Here is a 17,820-nt window from a genome sequence, read left to right as displayed (position 1 = left end):
GTTGAGGCGTACGACTCGGCCGCTCCATCGCGGCCGTTGGACCTCTCCCCCATGAGGGCGCACCATGGCGAAAGCCTCCTTCGGGCGCAGAACGCGCGCGACCATATTCACCGCGACGGCCGGCCTTTCGCTGGCCGTCGCTTTGCTGCCCGGCGGCGCGAACGCGGCCCCGGGCGATCCGGCGGGCCGCCCCGCGGCCGACTCGGGCTCCCCGGCGGGCTCTCCGGCGGGCGACAGCACGCCACTCATACCCTCGCAGCAGTCGCTGGCACGGAGCGACGCCCGGCTGACGCAGGCCGAAAAGCGGCCCGGCGTACGGAAGTTGCGAGGGCAGCTCGGAGCGCAGGGCGTGCTCGAACTGGACCCGGCCACCGGGACCGCACGCCAGGTCGCCCGGCTCGACGGGTACCTGACGTCGGCCAGTGGAGCCGACCCGGAGGACATCGCCCGGCAGTATCTGCGGGCGCACCCCGATGTGTTCGGGCTCTCCGCGGACCAGGTTCGAGGACTCACCCTGCGCAAGCAGTACACCGACGTCGCCGGGATACGGCACCTGTCCTTCGTCCAGTCGGTCGACGGTGTCCCGGTGTTCGGCAACGGCGTCAAGGCGAACGTCGCCCGTGACGGACGGCTGATCAGTGTGCTGGGCTCCCCGGTGCGGGGGCTGCCGTCCGCGCTGGCTCCCGCGCGGATCACCGGAACTCAAGCCCGGCGCATCGCCGTTCGCGACATCGCGGGCGGCGCGGACGCCAGCGGCGGCGGCTCGGACAGCGCCAAGCAGGTCGTGTTCACGGCGCCGGGCGGCGCGGCCCGACGTGCGTGGCGGACGGTCACCTCACCGGACGGCCAGGGCATGTGGCTGCACGTCGTCGACGCGGCCACCCAACGGGTCCTCTACCGGCAGAACCTGTCCTCCGACCTGACAGCCGAGGGACCCGAAGGCGCCGAGGGCGCCGGCACGCGCGCGGAGCGGGCCGCCGGCCTGTCCTCCGTCACCGGCCCGCTCCGGCGTACCGGCAAGGTGCTGGTCTGGGACCAGTACCCGGGTGCCCGGTCCGGCGGCAAGCAGCGCACCCGGGATCTGACCGCCCCGGGCTGGCTCCCCAAGGACGCCCAGACCCTCAACGGGTCGGTGGCGCACGTCTTCAGCGACGTCAACGGCAACAACAAGGTGGACCCGGGCGAGGAGGTGACCCCGGCGGCCGACGGGTCGTTCTCCTTCCCGTTCAAGCCCTTCACCGGTGCCGGCTGCGGCACCCCGCTGCCCTGCTCGTGGGACCAGAAGACGCCGAACTCCTGGCAGACCAACCGCGAGCAGAACGCCGCGCAGGTCTACTACTTCCTCGGCACCTTCCACGACCACCTGGAAGCCGCTCCGATCGGCTTCACGCGGGCCGCCGGCAACTTCGACAGCCGGGACGGCGACGCCGTACAGGCGCAGACGGACGACGGCGCGGCCCTCAAGGACGGGCTGCCCGACGAACGCCACCTGAACAACGCCAACATGGCTACGCCGCCGGACGGCCAGGCGCCCACGATGCAGATGTACCTGACCGGTTCCATACCGGACCACAACGTGCTGCAGGGCAACTTCGGCGACGACGCCGCCACCGTCTACCACGAGTACACGCACGGTCTGTCCAACCGGCTCGTCACGGACGCCGACGGTGTTTCCACCCTCACCAGCGCGCAGTCGGGCGCCATGGGTGAGGCGTGGAGCGACTGGTACGCCCTCGACTTCCTCAACAACAAGGGCGTGTTGAAGGACGACCGTCGCGTCGACGGCGACGTGAGCCTCGACGCGCCGGGCTGGACCGACGACCTGCCGGCGCGCACCCAGTCGATGGACTGCCCGGTCGGCTCCACGTCGGCGGCCTGCCCCGGAACGACCAAGGCGGGCGCGGGCGGTTACACCTACGGCGACTTCGGGAAGATCTGGCCCACCGGTCCGCAGGTGCACTCCGACGGCGAGATCTGGGGCGAGACGCTCTGGGACCTGCGCTACGCCCTGGGCAGCAGGCTCACCGAGTCGCTCGTCACCCGGGCGATGGAGCTGTCGCCCGCGAACCCCAGCTTCCTCGACCAGCGCAACGCCATTCTGCAGGCCGACACCGTGGTCAACGGCGGCCGTGCCCACTCCCGGATCTGGAAGGTCTTCGCCCACCGGGGCATGGGCTGGTTCGCCGCCTCGTTCACGGGGGACGACGTACAGCCCGACGAGGACTTCTCCCTGCCGCCCGGCCCCGACACCCCGGTGGTCACGCTCACCGGCAAGGTGACCGACGACGCCACCGGCACGCCGGCCGGCGGGGTCACCGTCAGCATCAGCGGCCACTCCTCCGGCTTCCCCGGCGCGGACTTCTCCGCCGTGAGCGCGGCGGACGGCACGTACACGATCCGCAATGTGCCCGAGGGCACCTACCGGAAGGTGTACGCCGCCGGTGCCGGTTACGAGCCCCAGATCCGCACGGTCACCGTCTCCGCCGCTGCCGCCGACTGGGCGCTGCGCCGGAACTGGTCGGCCGCCCCCGGCGGCGCGGAGATCGCGGAGTTCACCGGCCCCGACTACAGCGACTGGGGTTGCGGACCCGCCGCTGTGATCGACATGACGGGCAGCGTCTGGGGTTCGGAAGGCAAGGGCGGCACCAACGGCACCGGGGTCGACCCGGTCCACACCACCGTGCGGCTGCCCCAGGGTGTGGACGTCAGCGAGGTGCGCGTCAATCCGACGTCGGGATGCACGGACGACCTGACGGCGTCCCTCGGGGACTACCGCGTCGAGACGTCCACCGACGGCACCACCTGGGCGACCGCCGCCACGGGCCACTTCACTCCCGCCGACAACGGCCGGGAGAACACCGTGGCCCTCGACGCGGGCACCACGCAGAACGTCCGGTACGTCCGTATGACGATGCTGGGCAACCAGGCAGTCGACAACGGCGTGGACTGCGCGAAGGACTCCAGTCCCTCGGGCTGCCGGTTCATGGACATGACCGAGCTCGTCGTCCACGGCACACCGCACCAGGGCTGACCGACCCGGCAACAGCAGGCCGGAGGGCGGTGTTCCGATTGCGGGACGCCGCCCTTCTGGCCGGGACAGTCGGACCTGTCCGGACATCTGTCAACCGTCCGCCCGGCGGTACTTCCGGACCGCGAGCGTGCGGAAGACGAGGATGATCGCGACCGACCAGATCAGTGACGCCCACACCGGGTGCTGCATGGGCCAGGCGTCGGAGGGCGAGACTCCCGGGTTGCCGAAGAGCTCGCGGCAGGCCTGGACGGTGGCGCTGAACGGGTTCCAGTCGGCGACATGGCGCAGCCAGGGGGTCATGTGGCTGGTGTCCACGAACGCGTTCGAGATGAACGTGACCGGGAACAGCCAGATCAGCCCGCTGGAGGTGGCCGCTTCGGGGGTGCTGACGGACATCCCGATCAGGGCGCCGATCCAGGTGAAGGCGTAGCCGAGCAGAAGCAGCAGGGCGAAGGCGCCGACGACCTTTCCGGCATTGGTGTCGCCGTTGGACCCGACACGCCAGCCGACCAGCACCGCGACCACGGCGAGGACGATCAGGGTCAGCGCGGTCTGCACGGAGTCCGCCAGGGTGCGTCCGGTGAGCACCGCGCCGCGCGCCATGGGCAGCGACCGGAACCGGTCGATGAGTCCCTTGTGCATGTCGTCGGCGATGCCCGCACCGGAGCTGGCGGTGGCGAAGGTGACGGTCTGCGCGAAGATGCCGGCCATCAGGAAGTTCTTGTAGTCGGTGGCGCTGGTGCTGCCGCCGATCTGCATGGATCCGCCGAAGACGTAGGTGAAGAGCACCACGAACATGATGGGCTGGATGAGCCCGTAGATGATCATCTCGGGAATCCGGCTCATGCGGATCAGGTTGCGCTTCGCGACGACCATGGAGTCCCGGAAGGACTGACCGACCGGGTTCGCGGACGGGGCGACGCGTACGGCGTCGGTGACGGCGCTCACTTGGCTGCCTCCTTCTTGGGGCCTCGTCCCCTGGGTTCGGCCGCCTCGCCGTTCTCCGTCTCCTTGGCCTCCGCCACATGTCCGGTCAGGGACAGGAAGACGTCGTCGAGGGTGGGGCGGCGCAGGCCGATGTCGTCTATCTCGGTGCCGCGGACGTCGAGCTCACGGATGACCTCGGCCAGCAGCTTCGCGCCGCCGCTGACGGGGACGGTGAGCCGGCGGGTGTGCTCCTCGACGGTGACGTCACCCTTGCCGAGGCCGCGCAGTACCTCGACCGCGGTCGTGATGTCCTCGCGCTCGTGCACCACGACCTCGACGCGCTCGCCGCCGGTGCGGGCCTTGAGCTGGTCGGAGGTGCCCTGGGCGATGAGCCGTCCGTGGTCGACCACGGCGATGTCATGGGCGAGGTGGTCGGCCTCTTCCAGGTACTGGGTGGTCAGCAGCAGGGTCGTGCCGCCGGAGACGAGCCGTTTGATGACCTCCCAGAGCAGTTGGCGGTTGCGCGGGTCGAGGCCGGTGGTGGGTTCGTCCATGAACATCACGGGTGGTGAGACCACCAGGGCCGCCGCGAGGTCGAGGCGGCGGCGCATACCGCCGGAGTAGGTCTTGGTGGGGCGGTCGGCGGCGTCGGCGAGGTCGAACTGCTGGAGCAGCTCGTCCGCGCGGGCCTTCGCGGCCTTCGCCCTCATCTGGTAGAGCTGGCCGACCATCTGGAGGTTCTCGCGGCCGGTGAGGTATTCGTCGACCGCCGCGAACTGGCCGGACAGGCCGATGGAGCGGCGCACGGCGTCGGGGTGCTTGAGCACGTCGATGCCCGCGACGACCGCTTTGCCGCTGTCGGGCCGCAGCAGGGTGGTCAGACAGCGGACGGTTGTCGTCTTGCCCGCGCCGTTCGGCCCGAGCAGGCCCAGCACCGTGCCCTCCGGCACGTCGAGGTCGACGCCGTCCAGAGCCCTTACGTCGCCGAAGGTCTTCACCAGGCCTTCGGCGTAGATGGCGCCTGGCATATGAGTCTCCACGTCTTCGGGGATTCTTCGAAAAGCCTAGGTTTGCGTATTTCGTTCCGCCCGATGGGCGGCGGAGCGGGCGGAGCGGTGGTGGCGGATCGCCCGCGAGATCTCCCGCGAGACACACCATAACGCGATGTATCGTGTCTCTCAACGAACTTACCCGAACGAGTGATGGAGAAGCTCCTGAGCTGGGAGTTCGGCGCTCCGGCGCCTCAGTCGATGACCGTGTAGCCCGCGTTTCGCAGGGCCTGGCCGACCTCGGCGCAGTGCTCCGGACCCTTCGTCTCCAGGTGCAGCTCCACCTCCGCCTCCGTGAGCCCGAGCCGTGGGTCGGTCCGTACGTGACTCACATCGAGGACGTTAGCGTCCACCACTGACAACACCCCGAGGAGCGTGGCCAGGGCCCCCGGCCGGTCCGTCAGCCGGAGCCGAACGGCCAGATAACGGCCCTGTGCCGCCATTCCGTGGCGCAGTACGCGTTGCAGCAGTACCGGGTCGACGTTCCCACCGGACAGCACCGCGACGACCGGGCCCTCGAAGGCGTCCGGCTCGCTCAGCAGCGCCGCGACCGGGCTCGCGCCGGCGGGCTCGACGACCAGCTTGGCCCGCTCCAGGCTCAGCAGCAGCGCGGCGGACAGCTCGTCCTCGGTCACCGTACGCACCTCGTCCACGAGGTCGCCAATGATTTCGAAGGGCACATCGCCGGGCCGCCCGACCTTCATGCCGTCCGCCATCGTCGCCGGGTTCTCGATCGACACCGGGCGCCCGGCCGCCAGCGAGGGCGGGTACGCCGCCGCGCCCGCCGCCTGCACGCCCACGATCCGCACGTCGGGCCTGAGCGACTTCACCGCGATCGCGACACCGGCCGCGAGACCGCCGCCGCCGATCCCGAGGACGATCGTGCGCACCTCCGGGCACTGCTCCAGGATCTCCAGGCCCACCGTGCCCTGACCTGCGATGACATCGGGATGGTCGAAGGGGTGGATGAACACCGCGCCGGTCCGCTCGGCGTGCTCCTGCGCGGCGGCCAGCGTCTCGTCGACCACCTGCCCGTGCAGCCGGACCTCGGCACCGTACTCCCGGGTGGCGCTGATCTTCGGCAGCGGGGCGCCCTTCGGCATGAACACCGTGGACCGCACGCCGAGCAGGGACGAGGCCAGCGCGACACCTTGCGCGTGGTTGCCGGCGCTCGCGGCGACCACCCCGGCGGCGCGCTCCTCGGGCAGCAGTCCGGCGATCCGGACGTATGCGCCGCGCAGCTTGAACGACCCCGTGCGCTGGAGGTTCTCGCACTTGAAGTGGACGGGCGCGCCCACCAGCTGGGACAGGTGCCGGCTGCCCTCCATCGCCGTCACCCGGGCCACTCCGGTGAGCATCTTCTGGGCGCCGCGCACATCGTCGAGAGTGACGGGCCGCAGGGAGTGCAAGGAGTCAGCCGTGCCGTAGCTCATGACACAAGCATCGCAGTTCACAGGCGCAAGCGGCCGCTGTGACCAACCTCCGAGACCGGTTTGCGCAGCGCCGGTACGGCCCGCCTTCCGGCCGCGTACCCTGTCCCCCAACCCAGCACCCTTTACCTGAAGCGAGCCCCCGGCCATGCCCACAACACCTGAAATGTCGATGGACATGACGACCGTCGGTGACACCGGTCTCCTCGACACGCTGCAGCACGAGGTGGCGGTCTTCGCCCGCCGTGCCGAACAGACCCGACTCGGCGGGGTCGGGCAGGTGCGCAACTCCATGGACCGCGCCGCCTACCTGCTGCTCAACCGCCTCGACAAGGAAGGCCCGATGGGCGTCAAGGCGCTTGCCGCGAGCATGGGCATCGACTCGTCGACGGTCACCCGGCAGGTCGCTCCGCTCGTGGACACCGGGCTCGTCAAGCGCACCTCGCACCCGGAGGACGGACGGGCCGTGGTGCTCCAGCTGTCCCCGCGCGGGCTGTCCCGGCTGGAGGAAGTGCGGTCCTCCCGGCGTCAGTTGATGGCCGAGCTGACACACGACTGGGGCCCCGAGGAGCGCGAGGCCTTCTGCACGCTCCTCACACGCTTCAACACCGCGCTCTCCACCCGTATGGCGGCCCAGGGCCTGCCGGGTGCGGAATCCCCACAGGCCTCCTGAGCCACCCTCACGCGAATCCGTTCCGAGGGGCACGCCGTCGCCCTACGGCCGGACGAGCACAGGCCCCGCGCGGGGCCGTTCCGAGGGGCACGCCGTCGCCCTACGGCCGGACCGAGCGCGGGCCCTCGCGGAAGCCATCACCGCGCGAAGCCGTTCCGACGGGCATAACGCCACCCTGCGGCCGGCCGAGCTCAAGCCGCCCCGCGCGAAGCCGTTCCGAAGGGCACACCGTCGCCCCGCGGCCGGACCGAGCGCGGGCTCCGCTCGGGGCCGTTCCGACGCACACGCCGCCCTGCGGCCGGACGGGCACAGGCCCCGCGTGGAGGCCACCGCCGGCCCGGCCCCGGGCAACCGGCGCACACACGCGCCGCACGCCACCCACCCGACCGCGGCAGCCACCTCGGCTCCGAACCCGTCACACGCGCGTGGAGCCGCAGTTCCCGGGTGGGCCGGACCTCGCCCCCCGCACGCGCCGCACCACGTTCCCCGCATCCGCAGCGCTCCGCAGGCGCGCGGCTCTTGACCCGGAGGCCACCGCTGGCCTCATATGAGACCGGGTCCTCGATTCGTGTGCGGTTTCGTAGGCCGGACTCGGCGTGGGCCCCGTTTCCTCACAGGTCGCTGTCGGACGGGAGGCGCGGTGCGGCAACGGCGTGCGTCCCGAAGTGCCCGCAGGGCCCGGGAGTTCCAGGCGTTCGTCGCGGGCGCGGCCGGGCGGCTGCTGCATGCCGCGACGCTGCTGACCGCGGAGGCGCCGGACGACAACCCGCGCGCGCAGCGCCTGCTGACACTGTCGCTCGCCCACACGTACGCGTGCTGGGACGGACTGCGCGGCGAGGACCCCTACGATCGCACCCGCCAGTACCTGGCCACCCGCTTCGCCCGCGGCGCCTGGCACCGGTACGGCGGTCTGGGCGGCGCCCGCCCGCATCCCACGAGCCCGCTGTTCCGGCTGGCCCCGCAGGAACGGCTCGTCCTCGTGCTGCGGCTCTACGAGGGTGTCGCCGAGGAACAGACGGCCGCTCTGCTGGGCCTGTCGACGGAACGCGTCCGCGCCATCTGCGCGCGGGCGATGACGACACTGCTGCACCCGCCGAGGGGGCCCGCCCCGAAGGTGCGGGGAGCGAAGGTGGCGGCGTCGTGAGGGGGTCCGGGTCGGCGTTCGGGTCCGCGGGTTGCGCGGAGAGGGAGGTGCCGGCATGAACCGGCCGGAGCGTGAGGCCGTCGTACGCCGGATGATGGAGCAGGTGTCGCCGTCCGTGCCGCCCGATCTGCACGCGGAGGTCGTGCGGCGGGGTGGCCGCATGCTGCGGCGCCGACGGGCGGCCCTGCGGCTGATGTGGTTCCTGCTGTTCGCGGCGAGCGTCGCGTTCGTGGTGTGGGCGGTGATGGCCCGCCCGTGGGTGGAGCCGCCGTCGGAGACGACTCCACCGCTGACCGGCTTCTGAGCGGGCTAGCCGAGGGCCTGCTGCAGGTCCTCCAGCAGGTCGTCGACGTTCTCGATGCCCACGGAGAGGCGTACGAGCGCGGCGGGGACCTCCAGGGCCGAGCCCGCCACGGACGCGTGCGTCATACGGCCGGGGTGCTCGATGAGGGACTCGACGCCGCCGAGGGACTCGCCCAGCGTGAACACCTGGGCGCGGTTGCAGACCTCGACGGCCGCCTCCTCGCCGCCCGCGACCAGGAAGGACACCATGCCGCCGAAGGCCCGCATCTGCTTGGCGGCGACCTCGTGCCCGGGGTGGTCCTCCAGGCCGGGGTAGTAGACCTTCGTCACGCGCGCGTGCCGGGTCAGCATGTCGGCGACCTTCGTGGCGTTCTCGCTGTGCCGGTCCATGCGCACCGACAGCGTCTTCGTGCCGCGCAGCACCAGCCAGGAGTCGAAGGGACCCGCGACCGCGCCCATCGCGTTCTGGTGGTACGCCAGTTCCTCGCCGAGCGCCTCGTCGGCGACGATCAGCGCACCGCCGACCACGTCGGAGTGGCCGCCCATGTACTTGGTGAGGGAGTGCACGACGACGTCCGCGCCGAGCGCCAGCGGCTGCTGGAGGTAGGGCGTGGCGAAGGTGTTGTCGACGACGAGCTTGATGCCCGCGTCCCGGGTGATCTGCGCGAGCGCGGCGATGTCGGTGATGCCGAGCAGCGGGTTGGAGGGGGTCTCCACCCACACGGCCTTGGTCTTCGGGGTGATCGCGGCCCGGACGGCGGCGGGGTCGCTGGTGTCGGCGACCGACCATTCCACGCCCCAGCGGGCGACGACCTTCGCGAAGAGCCGGAACGTGCCGCCGTACGCGTCGTTGGGGATGACCACGTGGTCGCCGGGGCTGAGCAGCGTACGCAGCAGGCAGTCCTCGGCCGCCAGTCCGGACGCGAACGCGAGGCCTCGACGGCCGCCCTCCAGGGCGGCGAGGTTCTCCTCCAGGGCGGTGCGGGTCGGGTTGGCGCTGCGGCTGTACTCGTAGCCGCCGCGCAGACCGCCGACGCCGTCCTGCTTGAAGGTCGAGACCTGGTAGATCGGCGGGACGACCGCACCGGTGAGGGGGTCCGCCGTGTTGCCCGCGTGGATGGCCAGCGTCTCGAAGTGCTGACTGATGTGCCTGTCGCTCATGGGCACCGAGCGTAGTCCGCTTGCGGGGAAGGTGTCGTACAGAGCGGGTGGAGCGGTGGCGCGGCAGGGTTTTCCCCCTGCCCTGCGCCGGCGGGCGAGGAGTTTTCCACAGGCCGGGGACCGGGTTGGCCAATTGTCGGCGGCGTCTGGAACGCTTGAGGCATGGAAATTCTTTGGGTCCTGATGGCGGCGGTCATGCTCGGCTTCGTGCTGCTGCCGATTCTGCGGCGCAGGCGCGGCATGATCGAGCAGGTCCCGCCGGGCCACCCGGACGCGGCGGACCCCGCGAACTACGGCTTCGTACGGCAGGAGGAGCTGGACGTCCGCATGCCCGGCCCCGACCAGGACCTGCTGGACGTCCTGGACCTGGTGCAGCGCACCCAGGACCACCGGGCGGCCTCCCAGCTGCTGGCGGGCACCGAGGCGGCGGGCGAGGTGCGCTGGCAGCGGGTGCAGGCCTTTGCGGGCGCCGCCTCCCTGGAGCTGGCGCAGCGGCCGGGCGGGGTGAGCGAGTCGCCGGGCGGTCAGTGGCTGCGGGTGTGGCGGGCCGAGCAGCCCAAGGACGCGGGCGGCGCCGCCGTGCACGCGGAGTTCCTGGTGCAGCAGGCGTGGCGGACGGCGACGCCGGGCACGGACTCGTTCCGGATCATCATGGAGGAGGCGAAGGCGGCGTGCGGCGAGGCGGCGCTGCTGGCCCCCGGTGACCCGGTCCCGTACATCGTGGAGCTGTCGGTGGCCCGCGGACTGGCGTACTCCCGCGAGGAGTTCGAGCAGCTCTGGCTGAAGATCCTGGACCGTGCCCCGGCGCACATGGGCGCGCATCTGGCGGCGCTGCACTACTGGTGCGAGAAGTGGCACGGCTCGCGGGAGCTGGCGATGTCCTTCGCGGAGGCGGCCGCGGCCCGCGCCCCGCAGGGTTCCCTGCTGGCGGCGATGCCGCTGTTCGCGGTCTTCGAGCACCTGCCCGAGGTGAACCTGGTCAGTGGCTTCTACCAGAGCGAGGTCGTCACCAAGGCGATCCACGGCGCGCTGCACGCCGTGCACTCCGCCCGCGCGGACGACCCGATGCTCGCGCACGTCCGCCACATGCTGGTCTTCTTCCTGGTCCGCGGCGAGCGCTGGCAGGATGCCATGAACCAGCTCATACACATCGACGGCCATGTGGGCGCCCTGCCCTGGACGCTCTCCCCTGACCCGGCGGCCGAGTTCGCGGTCTACCGTGCGCTGGCGGTGGCGGGTTACGAGGCGAACGGGGGGAGCCCGGCGACGCTGCCGCACTGAGGCGGCCCGGCGAAGGCGCGAGGACGCGCAGTCGCGCCGTTGAGCCTTTGACCTTGACACGGTGACAGGGCTTTCACTCCTTGCCGAGGAGGTGGTCGCTGTGACCATGACGGGGCAGGACACGGCTGGGGTGCGGGCGCTGCGGGGTCTGGAGGACGGACGGGCCTCGGTGCGGCTGCGGGCCGCGATGGAGGTCGGTGCGGCGCCGGATCCGCGGGGCGTCGGCAAGCTCGTCGAGCGCTGCGCGGTGGAGCCGGAGTTCTTCGTCCGCGACATGCTGACGTGGGCGCTGACCCGCCATCCGGTGTCCGTGACGCTCCCCGCGCTGCTCGTCGAGCTCCGCTCGGAGCGGGCGCAGGCCCGTAGTCAGGCGCTGCACACGCTGTCGAAGATCGGGGACCGGCGGGCGTGGCCGGCGATCACGCGGGAGCTGCTCGCCGACGAGGACGACGAGGTGGCGCGCAGTGCCTGGCGGGCCGCGGTCGTGCTCGTGCCGGAGGGTGCGGAGGCAGAGCTGGCCGCGGTGCTGGCGACGCAGCTCGGGCGTGGCGGGCGGGAGACGCAGCTGAGTCTCAGCCGCGCGCTGGTCGCTCTGGGGGAGGCCGTACTGCCGGTGCTGCGCGATGCCGCGGCGGCGGCCGGCGGGCGGCGTACCCGCACGCACGCGCTCGCCACGGAGCGGCTGCTGCGGGATCCGGACGCCGGGTTCGAGTTCGCGGTCGAGGAGGCGAAGCGCATCGTGGCCCTGGGCGGGTCCGGACGGGAGGGATGACAGGAGGGACGTTCAGGACGTGTTGATCGGTGAGGTGGCGCGACGGTCCGGGGTCAGCGCCCGCATGCTCCGGCACTACGAGTCGCTGGGCCTGCTGTGGCCGTCGGGCCGTACGGGCTCCGGGTACCGGGAGTACTCCGACGACGACATCCGGCGGATCTTCCACATCGAGAGCCTGCGGTCGCTGGGGCTGTCGCTGCGGGAGATCGGGCGTGCGCTCGACGATCCCGGCTTCGCGCCCGCGGCGCTCGTCGACGACCTCATCCGTCAGACCCGTGAACGCATCGCCGCCGAGACCGAGCTGCTCACCCGGCTGCGCCGGATCGACGCGGCCGGACCCGCCGGCTGGGAGGACGTCCTCCAGGCCGTGGCCTTCCTCCGGGCGCTGGGCTCGAAGAGTGCGGCCGCCCGCCAGCGCGCCGCCCTCTCCTCGGCTGGCGAGGTTCCGGTGCCGGTGGAGGCGCTGGTCGAGGCGGTGCTGAGGGAGACGGACCCGAACGTCGCCGGAGCCCTGCGCTGGGCGCTCGCGCGCTCGGGCGACGGCGGCACCGCGCTGCTGGCCGAGGGCCTCGGCTCACCGGAGGCGGCGGTGCGGGAGCGCGCCGTCCAGTCCCTCGCCGAGCTGCCCGGTGAGGAGGCCGGCGCCCGGCTGCGGGACGCCCTCGCGAGCCCCGACGCCGTGGTGCGCGGCCATGCGGCACTGGCGCTGGGCACGCGCGGCGTGGCCGAGGCCGTTCCGACGCTGATCGACATGATCGTGGCCGGCCGGAACGACACGGATGCGGCCGATGCGCTGAGCGTTCTCGCGGGCGACGGTGCGACGGCGGACGAGATCGCTGCCGGTCTCGTCGGCCGCCTCACGCCGGGGGCCACCGAAGCGCCTGCGCGTGTACGGCTCACCCAGGCGCTGGCGGACATCCCGGGGAGCACGGCTTCACGTGCCCTCGTGGAGCTGTCGTGCGACGGGGACCGTGCCGTTGCGCTGACCGCGACGTACCTTCTTCAGCTGCGCGGCGAACGGTGAGCGTGCACCGTTCGCCGGGCGACCCGGAGCTCAGCCCTCGGTGCGAGCCGGCAGCCGCCATCCCGGGCGGGGGAAGTGGCAGGTGTAGCCGTCCGGGTAACGCTGCAGGTAGTCCTGGTGCTCGGGCTCGGCCTCCCAGAACGGACCGACCGGCTCCACCTCGGTGACGACCTTGCCGGGCCAGAGGCCGGAGGCGTCCACGTCCGCGATGGTGTCCTCGGCGATCCGCTTCTGCTCGTCGTCCACGTAGTAGATCGCCGAGCGGTAGCTGAGGCCGATGTCGTTGCCCTGGCGGTTCTTGGTGCTCGGGTCGTGGATCTGGAAGAAGAACTCCAGGAGCGCGCGGTAATCGGTCTGCGCGGGGTCGTAGAGGATCTCGATGGCCTCCGCGTGCGTGCCGTGGTTACGGTACGTCGCGTTCGGCACGTCGCCCCCGGTGTATCCCACCCGCGTGGCCGTCACGCCCGGAAGCCTGCGGATCAGCTCCTCCATCCCCCAGAAGCATCCACCCGCCAGCACGGCCCTCTGCGTAGCCATTACGGTCCTCCCAATCTCTCGGTCCGGTCACTCGGGCCACATCCGTGCTCACACCACCGACGTCCCGTGCTCACCCCCCTCAACGCACGAGGGGTCCGGCCGATTCCACGCCGGCTTCCCGACGGCACCGTCATCCACGAACTCTGAGAGAGAGCAAGCAGGGATGCAATGGACCCCGGTCTGATCAATTTGGGTTAAAAGACATCATCGCTCACGGAGCCGAAACCGCTCCCCTTACTGTCCCCGCTTGTCGGCTTGTTTCCGCCGATAACCAACCGAGGAGGCAGATGGTGGCAACGAGTCACTCAACAGTTCAGGTCCGGGTGAATGAAGGCGTTCTATGGGTGACGGGTGAGGCCTATCCCCTGCGCAACATCTCCCACGTCGGACAGCGCAGGCTGGAGGTCGACAAGGGAGCGGCGTGGAAGAAGTTCATCCTGCGGACTCTCATCTGGCTGGTGTTCGGTTCGTTCGTGATCGCCGGTATGGGAACCCCCGGGGTCCTCGTATGGCTCGCCGTGGAGGCTCTGCTGGTGTGGCGGCTGGTCACGACCCTGAGCAAGCCGACGCTGTACGGCCTGGTGCTCAACACCTCCGGTACGCAGCGTGACGCCGTGTGGTCCACCGACGCCAATGAGATCGACCACCTCGTCATCGAGATCACCAAGGCCATCGGCCACCCGGACATCGCGCAGGTGACGTACAACGTCCAGCACGCCGTGCAGGGCGACCTCATCCAGCAGTACGGGGCCGGGAGCGTGGGCAAGGCGACGCACAACGGTTCCGGCAACATCGTGGCCTCATGAGCGGCGACCGGATCCAGCAGTACGGGGCCGGCAGCATCGGCAAGGCGGAGCACACCGGCTCCGGGGACATCGTGGCCGGCGGCAAGAACGTCCGGGCCGCGGAGTCGACGGCACCGGCGCTCGACGACCTCCTGCGGGAGATCCAGAAGCTGCGGCCGCACCTCGACGAGCACGACCGGGCCGAAGTGGACGCGTCCGTCGAGGAGATCAGCGCGAACCCTTCCGAGGAGCGGTTCAGGAAACTGCTCCGGCAGATCGCCGGAATCGCCACCCTCATCGGGGAAACAGGAGCGCCGGTGATCCTCGCCGTCAGGGCTCTCCTGGGCACTTCCTGAAAGAAACAGGAAGAAAATCAATGGCCGACGGGCTCCCGTCGGCCCCACGCTGTACGCCATGCAAGAACCGCAACGCAGGATCCGAGCGCTCCATTCGGAATCCACCGTCACCGTCTATCAGGCATACCGCCCGGAAATCGGCCTGCCCGCCGCCCGCGAGGGCCGGTTCCCGGCTGTGTGGAAGCGGGACCGGATGACATGGATCAAGCCGAGCTTTCTGTGGATGATGTACCGCTGCGGCTGGGGTGCGAAGGACGGGCAGGAGACCGTCCTCGCGATCGACATCACCCGGGACGGATTCGAGTGGGCGCTGCGCAACGCCTGTCTGTCGAGCTTCACACGCGGTGTGCATCCCGACCGCGCCGCCTGGCAGCGTGAGTTGAGGCGGGCGCCCGCTCGCGTGCAGTGGGACCCCGAACGGGACCTGCGGCTGCAGGCGTTGCCGTACCGGTCCCTGCAACTCGGGCTGTCCGGCGAGGCCGTACGGCGGTACGCCGACGAATGGACGGTCGGGATCCGGGACGTGACCCCGCTCGCCCGCGACATGCACGCACTCGTCCGCAGCGGTGATCTGGACGCCGCCGCCCGGCTGTTGCCCCGGGAACGCCCCTATCCCGTCGGAGACGAGCTCGTCGCCCACCTGCAGGGCTGAGCGGGTCGACCGGTCGTGCCGGGTGCGGGTCAGCTCCGGCTTCCGGACCGACGACGACGGCGCACGGTGACGAGCAGTCCCGCCCCTGTGGCCACCGCGGCAGCGGCCGCGTACGTGATCGGCAGGGCCGGGGAACCGGTCTCCGCCAGGTTGCCGCCGTTCGCAGGCGTCAGGTCGCCGCCGGTCGACGAGCCGCCGGTCGATCCGGCCGAGCCACCGTTCGAACCGCCCGCAGAGCCACCGTTCGAACCGCCCGTCGAGCCACTGGTCGAGCCGCCCGGCGAACCGGTCGGCGAACCGGTCGGGTCCGCCCCCGTGACGTCCAGCGTGATGTCGGCCTTGTCGTTGGCCTTGTCGGGGTCGGACGGCCGTGCCTCGGTGCTCAGCGCCACCGTGCCCTTGGCGTCCGGCACCCGCTTGTCGATCTTGAGCTTGAAGCCGTAGGTCAGCCGGCCGCCCTCGTACAGAGCCCGCTCGCTCGTGCCGCAGTCGTACGTCTCGCCCTTGGCCTTGCAGTAGCCGGGGATCTTGACGACCGACGTTCCGGCGGGCGGTGTGATCACGACTCTGACGGACGGCTCGCCCGGCTTGGTCATGACCCAGGCGGGTCCGGCGTTGGTGAACTCCACCTTCATCGGCAGCGTTTCACCGACGCTTCCCTTCAACTCGGCACCCGTCACCTGGAAGTCGGCCGTGTTGACGGAGGTGACGGGGACATCGACGACCTGCGCAGTCCCCTCGTCCCCGGTCTGGCTCTCGACCAGTTTCACCGTCGGTGCGGTTCCCGCCACCGGCTCAGTGCCGTTGTCGTCGGCCCCCGGATCGTTCTCCCCGACGCGCAGGCGCAGCTCGTCGTGGAGGGCGCGGTCCAGTGCCTTGACGAGGACAGGCCTGTCGGTCGTGTAGACGACGCCCGGCTCGACGGCCTGGTCGAAGCCACAGACCGCGGTCCACCGCTCGGGCATCTCGTCGTAGGGCCGGATGTACTGGGTCCGGCAGTTGGAGGGGACCTCCGCGAAGTCGAGCCCCCGGGTGACGGCGTACGTGATCCACACCTTCTCGGCGGCCCGGGTGCCGTTGTTCGCCACGGTGGCCGACACGTCGAAGGTGCTCCCCGGTGTCACCCCGTCGATCGGCTCGACGCCTCCGACGACCAGGTCGGGTGCGGGTTCATCGGCGACGGCAGCGGGCGCCGCGGCCAGCGCGATCAGTCCGGCAGCACCGAGGACGGCAACAGCGGCACGGGCGGTGCGACGGTCGTGCGGGGGCGTCGTCGGCATGGGGAGAACCTCTGTCGGAGCGCGGGTGAACGGAGGGTGCCCTCGGGGAGAACACCGCTGCGATCCCTAGACTCCTGCCGACCCCGGACAGTTGCCCGGACGAGCGGCGTACCTCGACCCGGATGGACGGCGGACCCCGACCGCACGGGCGGCGTACCCCGACCCGGATGTCGGGGTACGCCGCCCGTGCGCCAAGCAGCTGATCTCTTCCGTCACCTCGGGTCGCGGTTGAAGACCGACTTCGACCAGAAGTAGCCGAGCGCCGCCAGGCCGAGGCACCACGTGACCGCGAGCCAGCCGTTGTGGCCGATCTCGGTGCCGAGGAGCAGGCCGCGCAGGGTCTCGATGGCCGGGGTGAAGGGCTGGTACTCGGCGATCGGCTGGAACCAGCCCGGCATCGCGTCGACCGGGACGAACGTGCTGGAGATGAGAGGGAGGAAGATCAGCGGGAGGGCGTTGTTGCTGGCGGCCTCGGCGTTCGGGCTGACCAGGCCCATGCCGACGGCGATCCAGGTCATCGCCAGGGCGAAGAGCACCAGCAGGGCGAAGGCCGCCAGCCATTCCAGGGCTGTGGCGTTCGTCGAGCGGAAGCCGATCGCCATGCCCACCGCCCCGACGAGGACCACGCTCGCGACGCACTGCAGCACGCTGCCGATGACGTGTCCGATGAGGACCGAGCCGCGGTGGATCGCCATCGTGCGGAAGCGGGCGATGATGCCCTCGGACATGTCCGTGGAGACCGAGACGGCGGTGCCGATCGTGGTGGAGCCGATGGTCATCAGCACGATGCCCGGGACGAGATAGGCGATGTACGCGGACCGGTCCGCCCCGCCTCCCCCGATGCCGGCGCTCATCGCGTCGCCGAAGATGTAGACGAAGAGCAGAAGCAGCATCACCGGCGTCAGCAGCAGGTTCAGGGTCAGCGACGGGTAACGGCGGGCGTGGAGCAGGTTCCGGCGCAGCATCGTCGTCGAGTCGCGTACGGCCAGGGAGATCCGGGTCGGGCGGACGGGGGCCGGAGTCGTTGCCAGGGTGGTGCTCATCGGACAGCCTCCTCGGGCTGGTCGGTGCCGCCGGTGAGGGCGAAGAAGACGTCGTCGAGGTCGGGGGTGTGCACGGTCAGCTCGTCCGCCTCGATGCCGGCCGCGTCCAGCCAGTCGAGGACGGCGCGCAGTTCGCGCTGGCTGCCGTCGCTGGGGATGTGGAGAGCGAGCGCCTCGTCGTCCCGGGTCGTCTCACGCAGGGCGGAGGCGGCGGACTGATAGGCGGCCGGGTCGGTGAAGCGGAGCCTCACATGTCCGCCGGGGATCATGCGTTTCAGCTCCTCCGCGGTGCCCTCGGCGGCGATCTTGCCGTCGTTCAACACCGCGATACGGTCGGCGAGTTCGTCGGCCTCCTCCAGGTACTGGGTGGTG

At 71.0% G+C, this 17,820-nt stretch carries 17 protein-coding genes and 1 pseudogene; 10 read left to right on the top strand and 8 right to left on the bottom strand.

The genetic code is table 11. The annotated features are described in order from the left end of the window. Nucleotides 1–64: 64 nt before the first annotated feature. Nucleotides 65–3,031: a M36 family metallopeptidase gene (locus PH203_RS40765; RefSeq protein ID WP_289927047.1), complete on the top strand. Its 2,967-nt coding sequence runs from the start codon at nt 65–67 to the stop codon at nt 3,029–3,031. Nucleotides 3,032–3,121: 90 nt separating this feature from the next. Here the strand turns inward: PH203_RS40765 and PH203_RS40760 are convergent, their stop codons facing one another. The 3 genes from PH203_RS40760 to ilvA form a co-directional block, all read right to left on the bottom strand. Then, nucleotides 3,122–3,979 (bottom strand): ABC transporter permease, encoded by an 858-nt coding sequence (locus tag PH203_RS40760; protein ID WP_289927046.1) that lies wholly within the window; start codon nt 3,977–3,979, stop codon nt 3,122–3,124. After that, on the bottom strand, nt 3,976–4,986 hold the full coding sequence (locus tag PH203_RS40755) for an ATP-binding cassette domain-containing protein (RefSeq protein ID WP_289927045.1): 1,011 nt from the start codon (nt 4,984–4,986) through the stop codon (nt 3,976–3,978). Before PH203_RS40755 ends, PH203_RS40760 begins: the two co-directional genes overlap by 4 nt. A gap of 215 nt (nt 4,987–5,201) precedes the next feature. Next, nucleotides 5,202–6,440 (bottom strand): threonine ammonia-lyase, encoded by a 1,239-nt coding sequence (gene ilvA / locus PH203_RS40750; RefSeq protein WP_289927043.1) that lies wholly within the window; start codon nt 6,438–6,440, stop codon nt 5,202–5,204. 163 nt (nt 6,441–6,603) lie between these two features. Here ilvA and PH203_RS40745 point away from each other — a divergent pair, with 163 nt between their 5' ends. The 3 genes from PH203_RS40745 (at nt 6,604) to PH203_RS40735 (ending at nt 8,558) form a co-directional block, all read left to right on the top strand. Beyond that, complete coding sequence (locus tag PH203_RS40745; RefSeq protein ID WP_289927041.1) at nt 6,604–7,110, top strand: MarR family transcriptional regulator; 507 nt, start codon at nt 6,604–6,606, stop codon at nt 7,108–7,110. Nucleotides 7,111–7,750: 640 nt separating this feature from the next. After that, entirely contained in the window at nt 7,751–8,254 is a 504-nt protein-coding gene (locus PH203_RS40740; RefSeq protein ID WP_289927040.1) for a sigma factor-like helix-turn-helix DNA-binding protein, read from the top strand. Between the two features lie 55 nt (nt 8,255–8,309). After that, nucleotides 8,310–8,558 (top strand): hypothetical protein, encoded by a 249-nt coding sequence (locus PH203_RS40735; RefSeq protein ID WP_289927038.1) that lies wholly within the window; start codon nt 8,310–8,312, stop codon nt 8,556–8,558. A gap of 5 nt (nt 8,559–8,563) precedes the next feature. Here PH203_RS40735 and PH203_RS40730 read toward each other — a convergent pair whose 3' ends face one another. Next, the gene (locus PH203_RS40730; RefSeq protein WP_289927037.1) at nt 8,564–9,718 is read right to left on the bottom strand and encodes a cystathionine gamma-synthase; all 1,155 of its coding nucleotides are present in this window, start codon (nt 9,716–9,718) and stop codon (nt 8,564–8,566) included. A 162-nt stretch (nt 9,719–9,880) separates the two neighbouring features. Here PH203_RS40730 and PH203_RS40725 point away from each other — a divergent pair, with 162 nt between their 5' ends. From PH203_RS40725 to PH203_RS40715, 3 genes are all read left to right on the top strand, one after another. Next, nucleotides 9,881–10,999, top strand: coding sequence for a hypothetical protein (locus PH203_RS40725; RefSeq protein ID WP_289927036.1), 1,119 nt, complete (start codon nt 9,881–9,883; stop codon nt 10,997–10,999). A 106-nt stretch (nt 11,000–11,105) separates the two neighbouring features. Further along, nucleotides 11,106–11,771 carry a HEAT repeat domain-containing protein gene (locus PH203_RS40720; RefSeq protein WP_289927034.1) on the top strand — a complete coding sequence of 222 codons (666 nt, stop codon included), beginning with the start codon at nt 11,106–11,108 and terminating at the stop codon, nt 11,769–11,771. Nucleotides 11,772–11,790: 19 nt separating this feature from the next. Then, nucleotides 11,791–12,795: a MerR family transcriptional regulator gene (locus tag PH203_RS40715; RefSeq protein WP_289927032.1), complete on the top strand. Its 1,005-nt coding sequence runs from the start codon at nt 11,791–11,793 to the stop codon at nt 12,793–12,795. Between the two features lie 30 nt (nt 12,796–12,825). On the opposite strand, the gene msrA is transcribed toward PH203_RS40715, so the two are convergent. Next, the gene (msrA, locus tag PH203_RS40710; protein ID WP_289927031.1) at nt 12,826–13,332 is read right to left on the bottom strand and encodes a peptide-methionine (S)-S-oxide reductase MsrA; all 507 of its coding nucleotides are present in this window, start codon (nt 13,330–13,332) and stop codon (nt 12,826–12,828) included. Between the two features lie 287 nt (nt 13,333–13,619). Here msrA and PH203_RS40705 point away from each other — a divergent pair, with 287 nt between their 5' ends. The 3 genes from PH203_RS40705 to PH203_RS40695 are packed head-to-tail and all read left to right on the top strand — an operon-like array spanning nt 13,620 to nt 15,125. Beyond that, nucleotides 13,620–14,138 (top strand): DUF6232 family protein, encoded by a 519-nt coding sequence (locus tag PH203_RS40705; RefSeq protein WP_289927030.1) that lies wholly within the window; start codon nt 13,620–13,622, stop codon nt 14,136–14,138. Continuing rightward, nucleotides 14,135–14,473 carry a hypothetical protein gene (locus PH203_RS40700; protein ID WP_289927029.1) on the top strand — a complete coding sequence of 113 codons (339 nt, stop codon included), beginning with the start codon at nt 14,135–14,137 and terminating at the stop codon, nt 14,471–14,473. The genes PH203_RS40705 and PH203_RS40700 overlap by 4 nt, the downstream gene beginning before the upstream one ends. Before the next feature lie 58 nt (nt 14,474–14,531). Next, entirely contained in the window at nt 14,532–15,125 is a 594-nt protein-coding gene (locus PH203_RS40695; protein WP_289927027.1) for a DUF4291 domain-containing protein, read from the top strand. Nucleotides 15,126–15,154: 29 nt separating this feature from the next. On the opposite strand, the gene PH203_RS40690 is transcribed toward PH203_RS40695, so the two are convergent. The 3 genes and pseudogenes from PH203_RS40690 to PH203_RS40680 form a co-directional block, all read right to left on the bottom strand. Beyond that, nucleotides 15,155–16,405: a hypothetical protein gene (locus PH203_RS40690; protein WP_289927026.1), complete on the bottom strand. Its 1,251-nt coding sequence runs from the start codon at nt 16,403–16,405 to the stop codon at nt 15,155–15,157. 212 nt (nt 16,406–16,617) lie between these two features. Next, nucleotides 16,618–17,448 (bottom strand): ABC transporter permease, encoded by an 831-nt coding sequence (locus PH203_RS40685; RefSeq protein WP_289927024.1) that lies wholly within the window; start codon nt 17,446–17,448, stop codon nt 16,618–16,620. Further along, nucleotides 17,445–17,820: pseudogene (locus tag PH203_RS40680) on the bottom strand (ABC transporter); the annotation flags it as partial. The gene PH203_RS40685 and the pseudogene PH203_RS40680, both read right to left, overlap by 4 nt.

The organism is Streptomyces sp. S.PB5, from assembly GCF_030403745.1.
Taxonomy (GTDB): Bacteria; Actinomycetota; Actinomycetes; order Streptomycetales; family Streptomycetaceae; genus Streptomyces.
The sequence above is the reverse complement of the archived record's forward strand: the minus strand, read 5'-3'. Positions and strand labels throughout refer to the sequence as shown.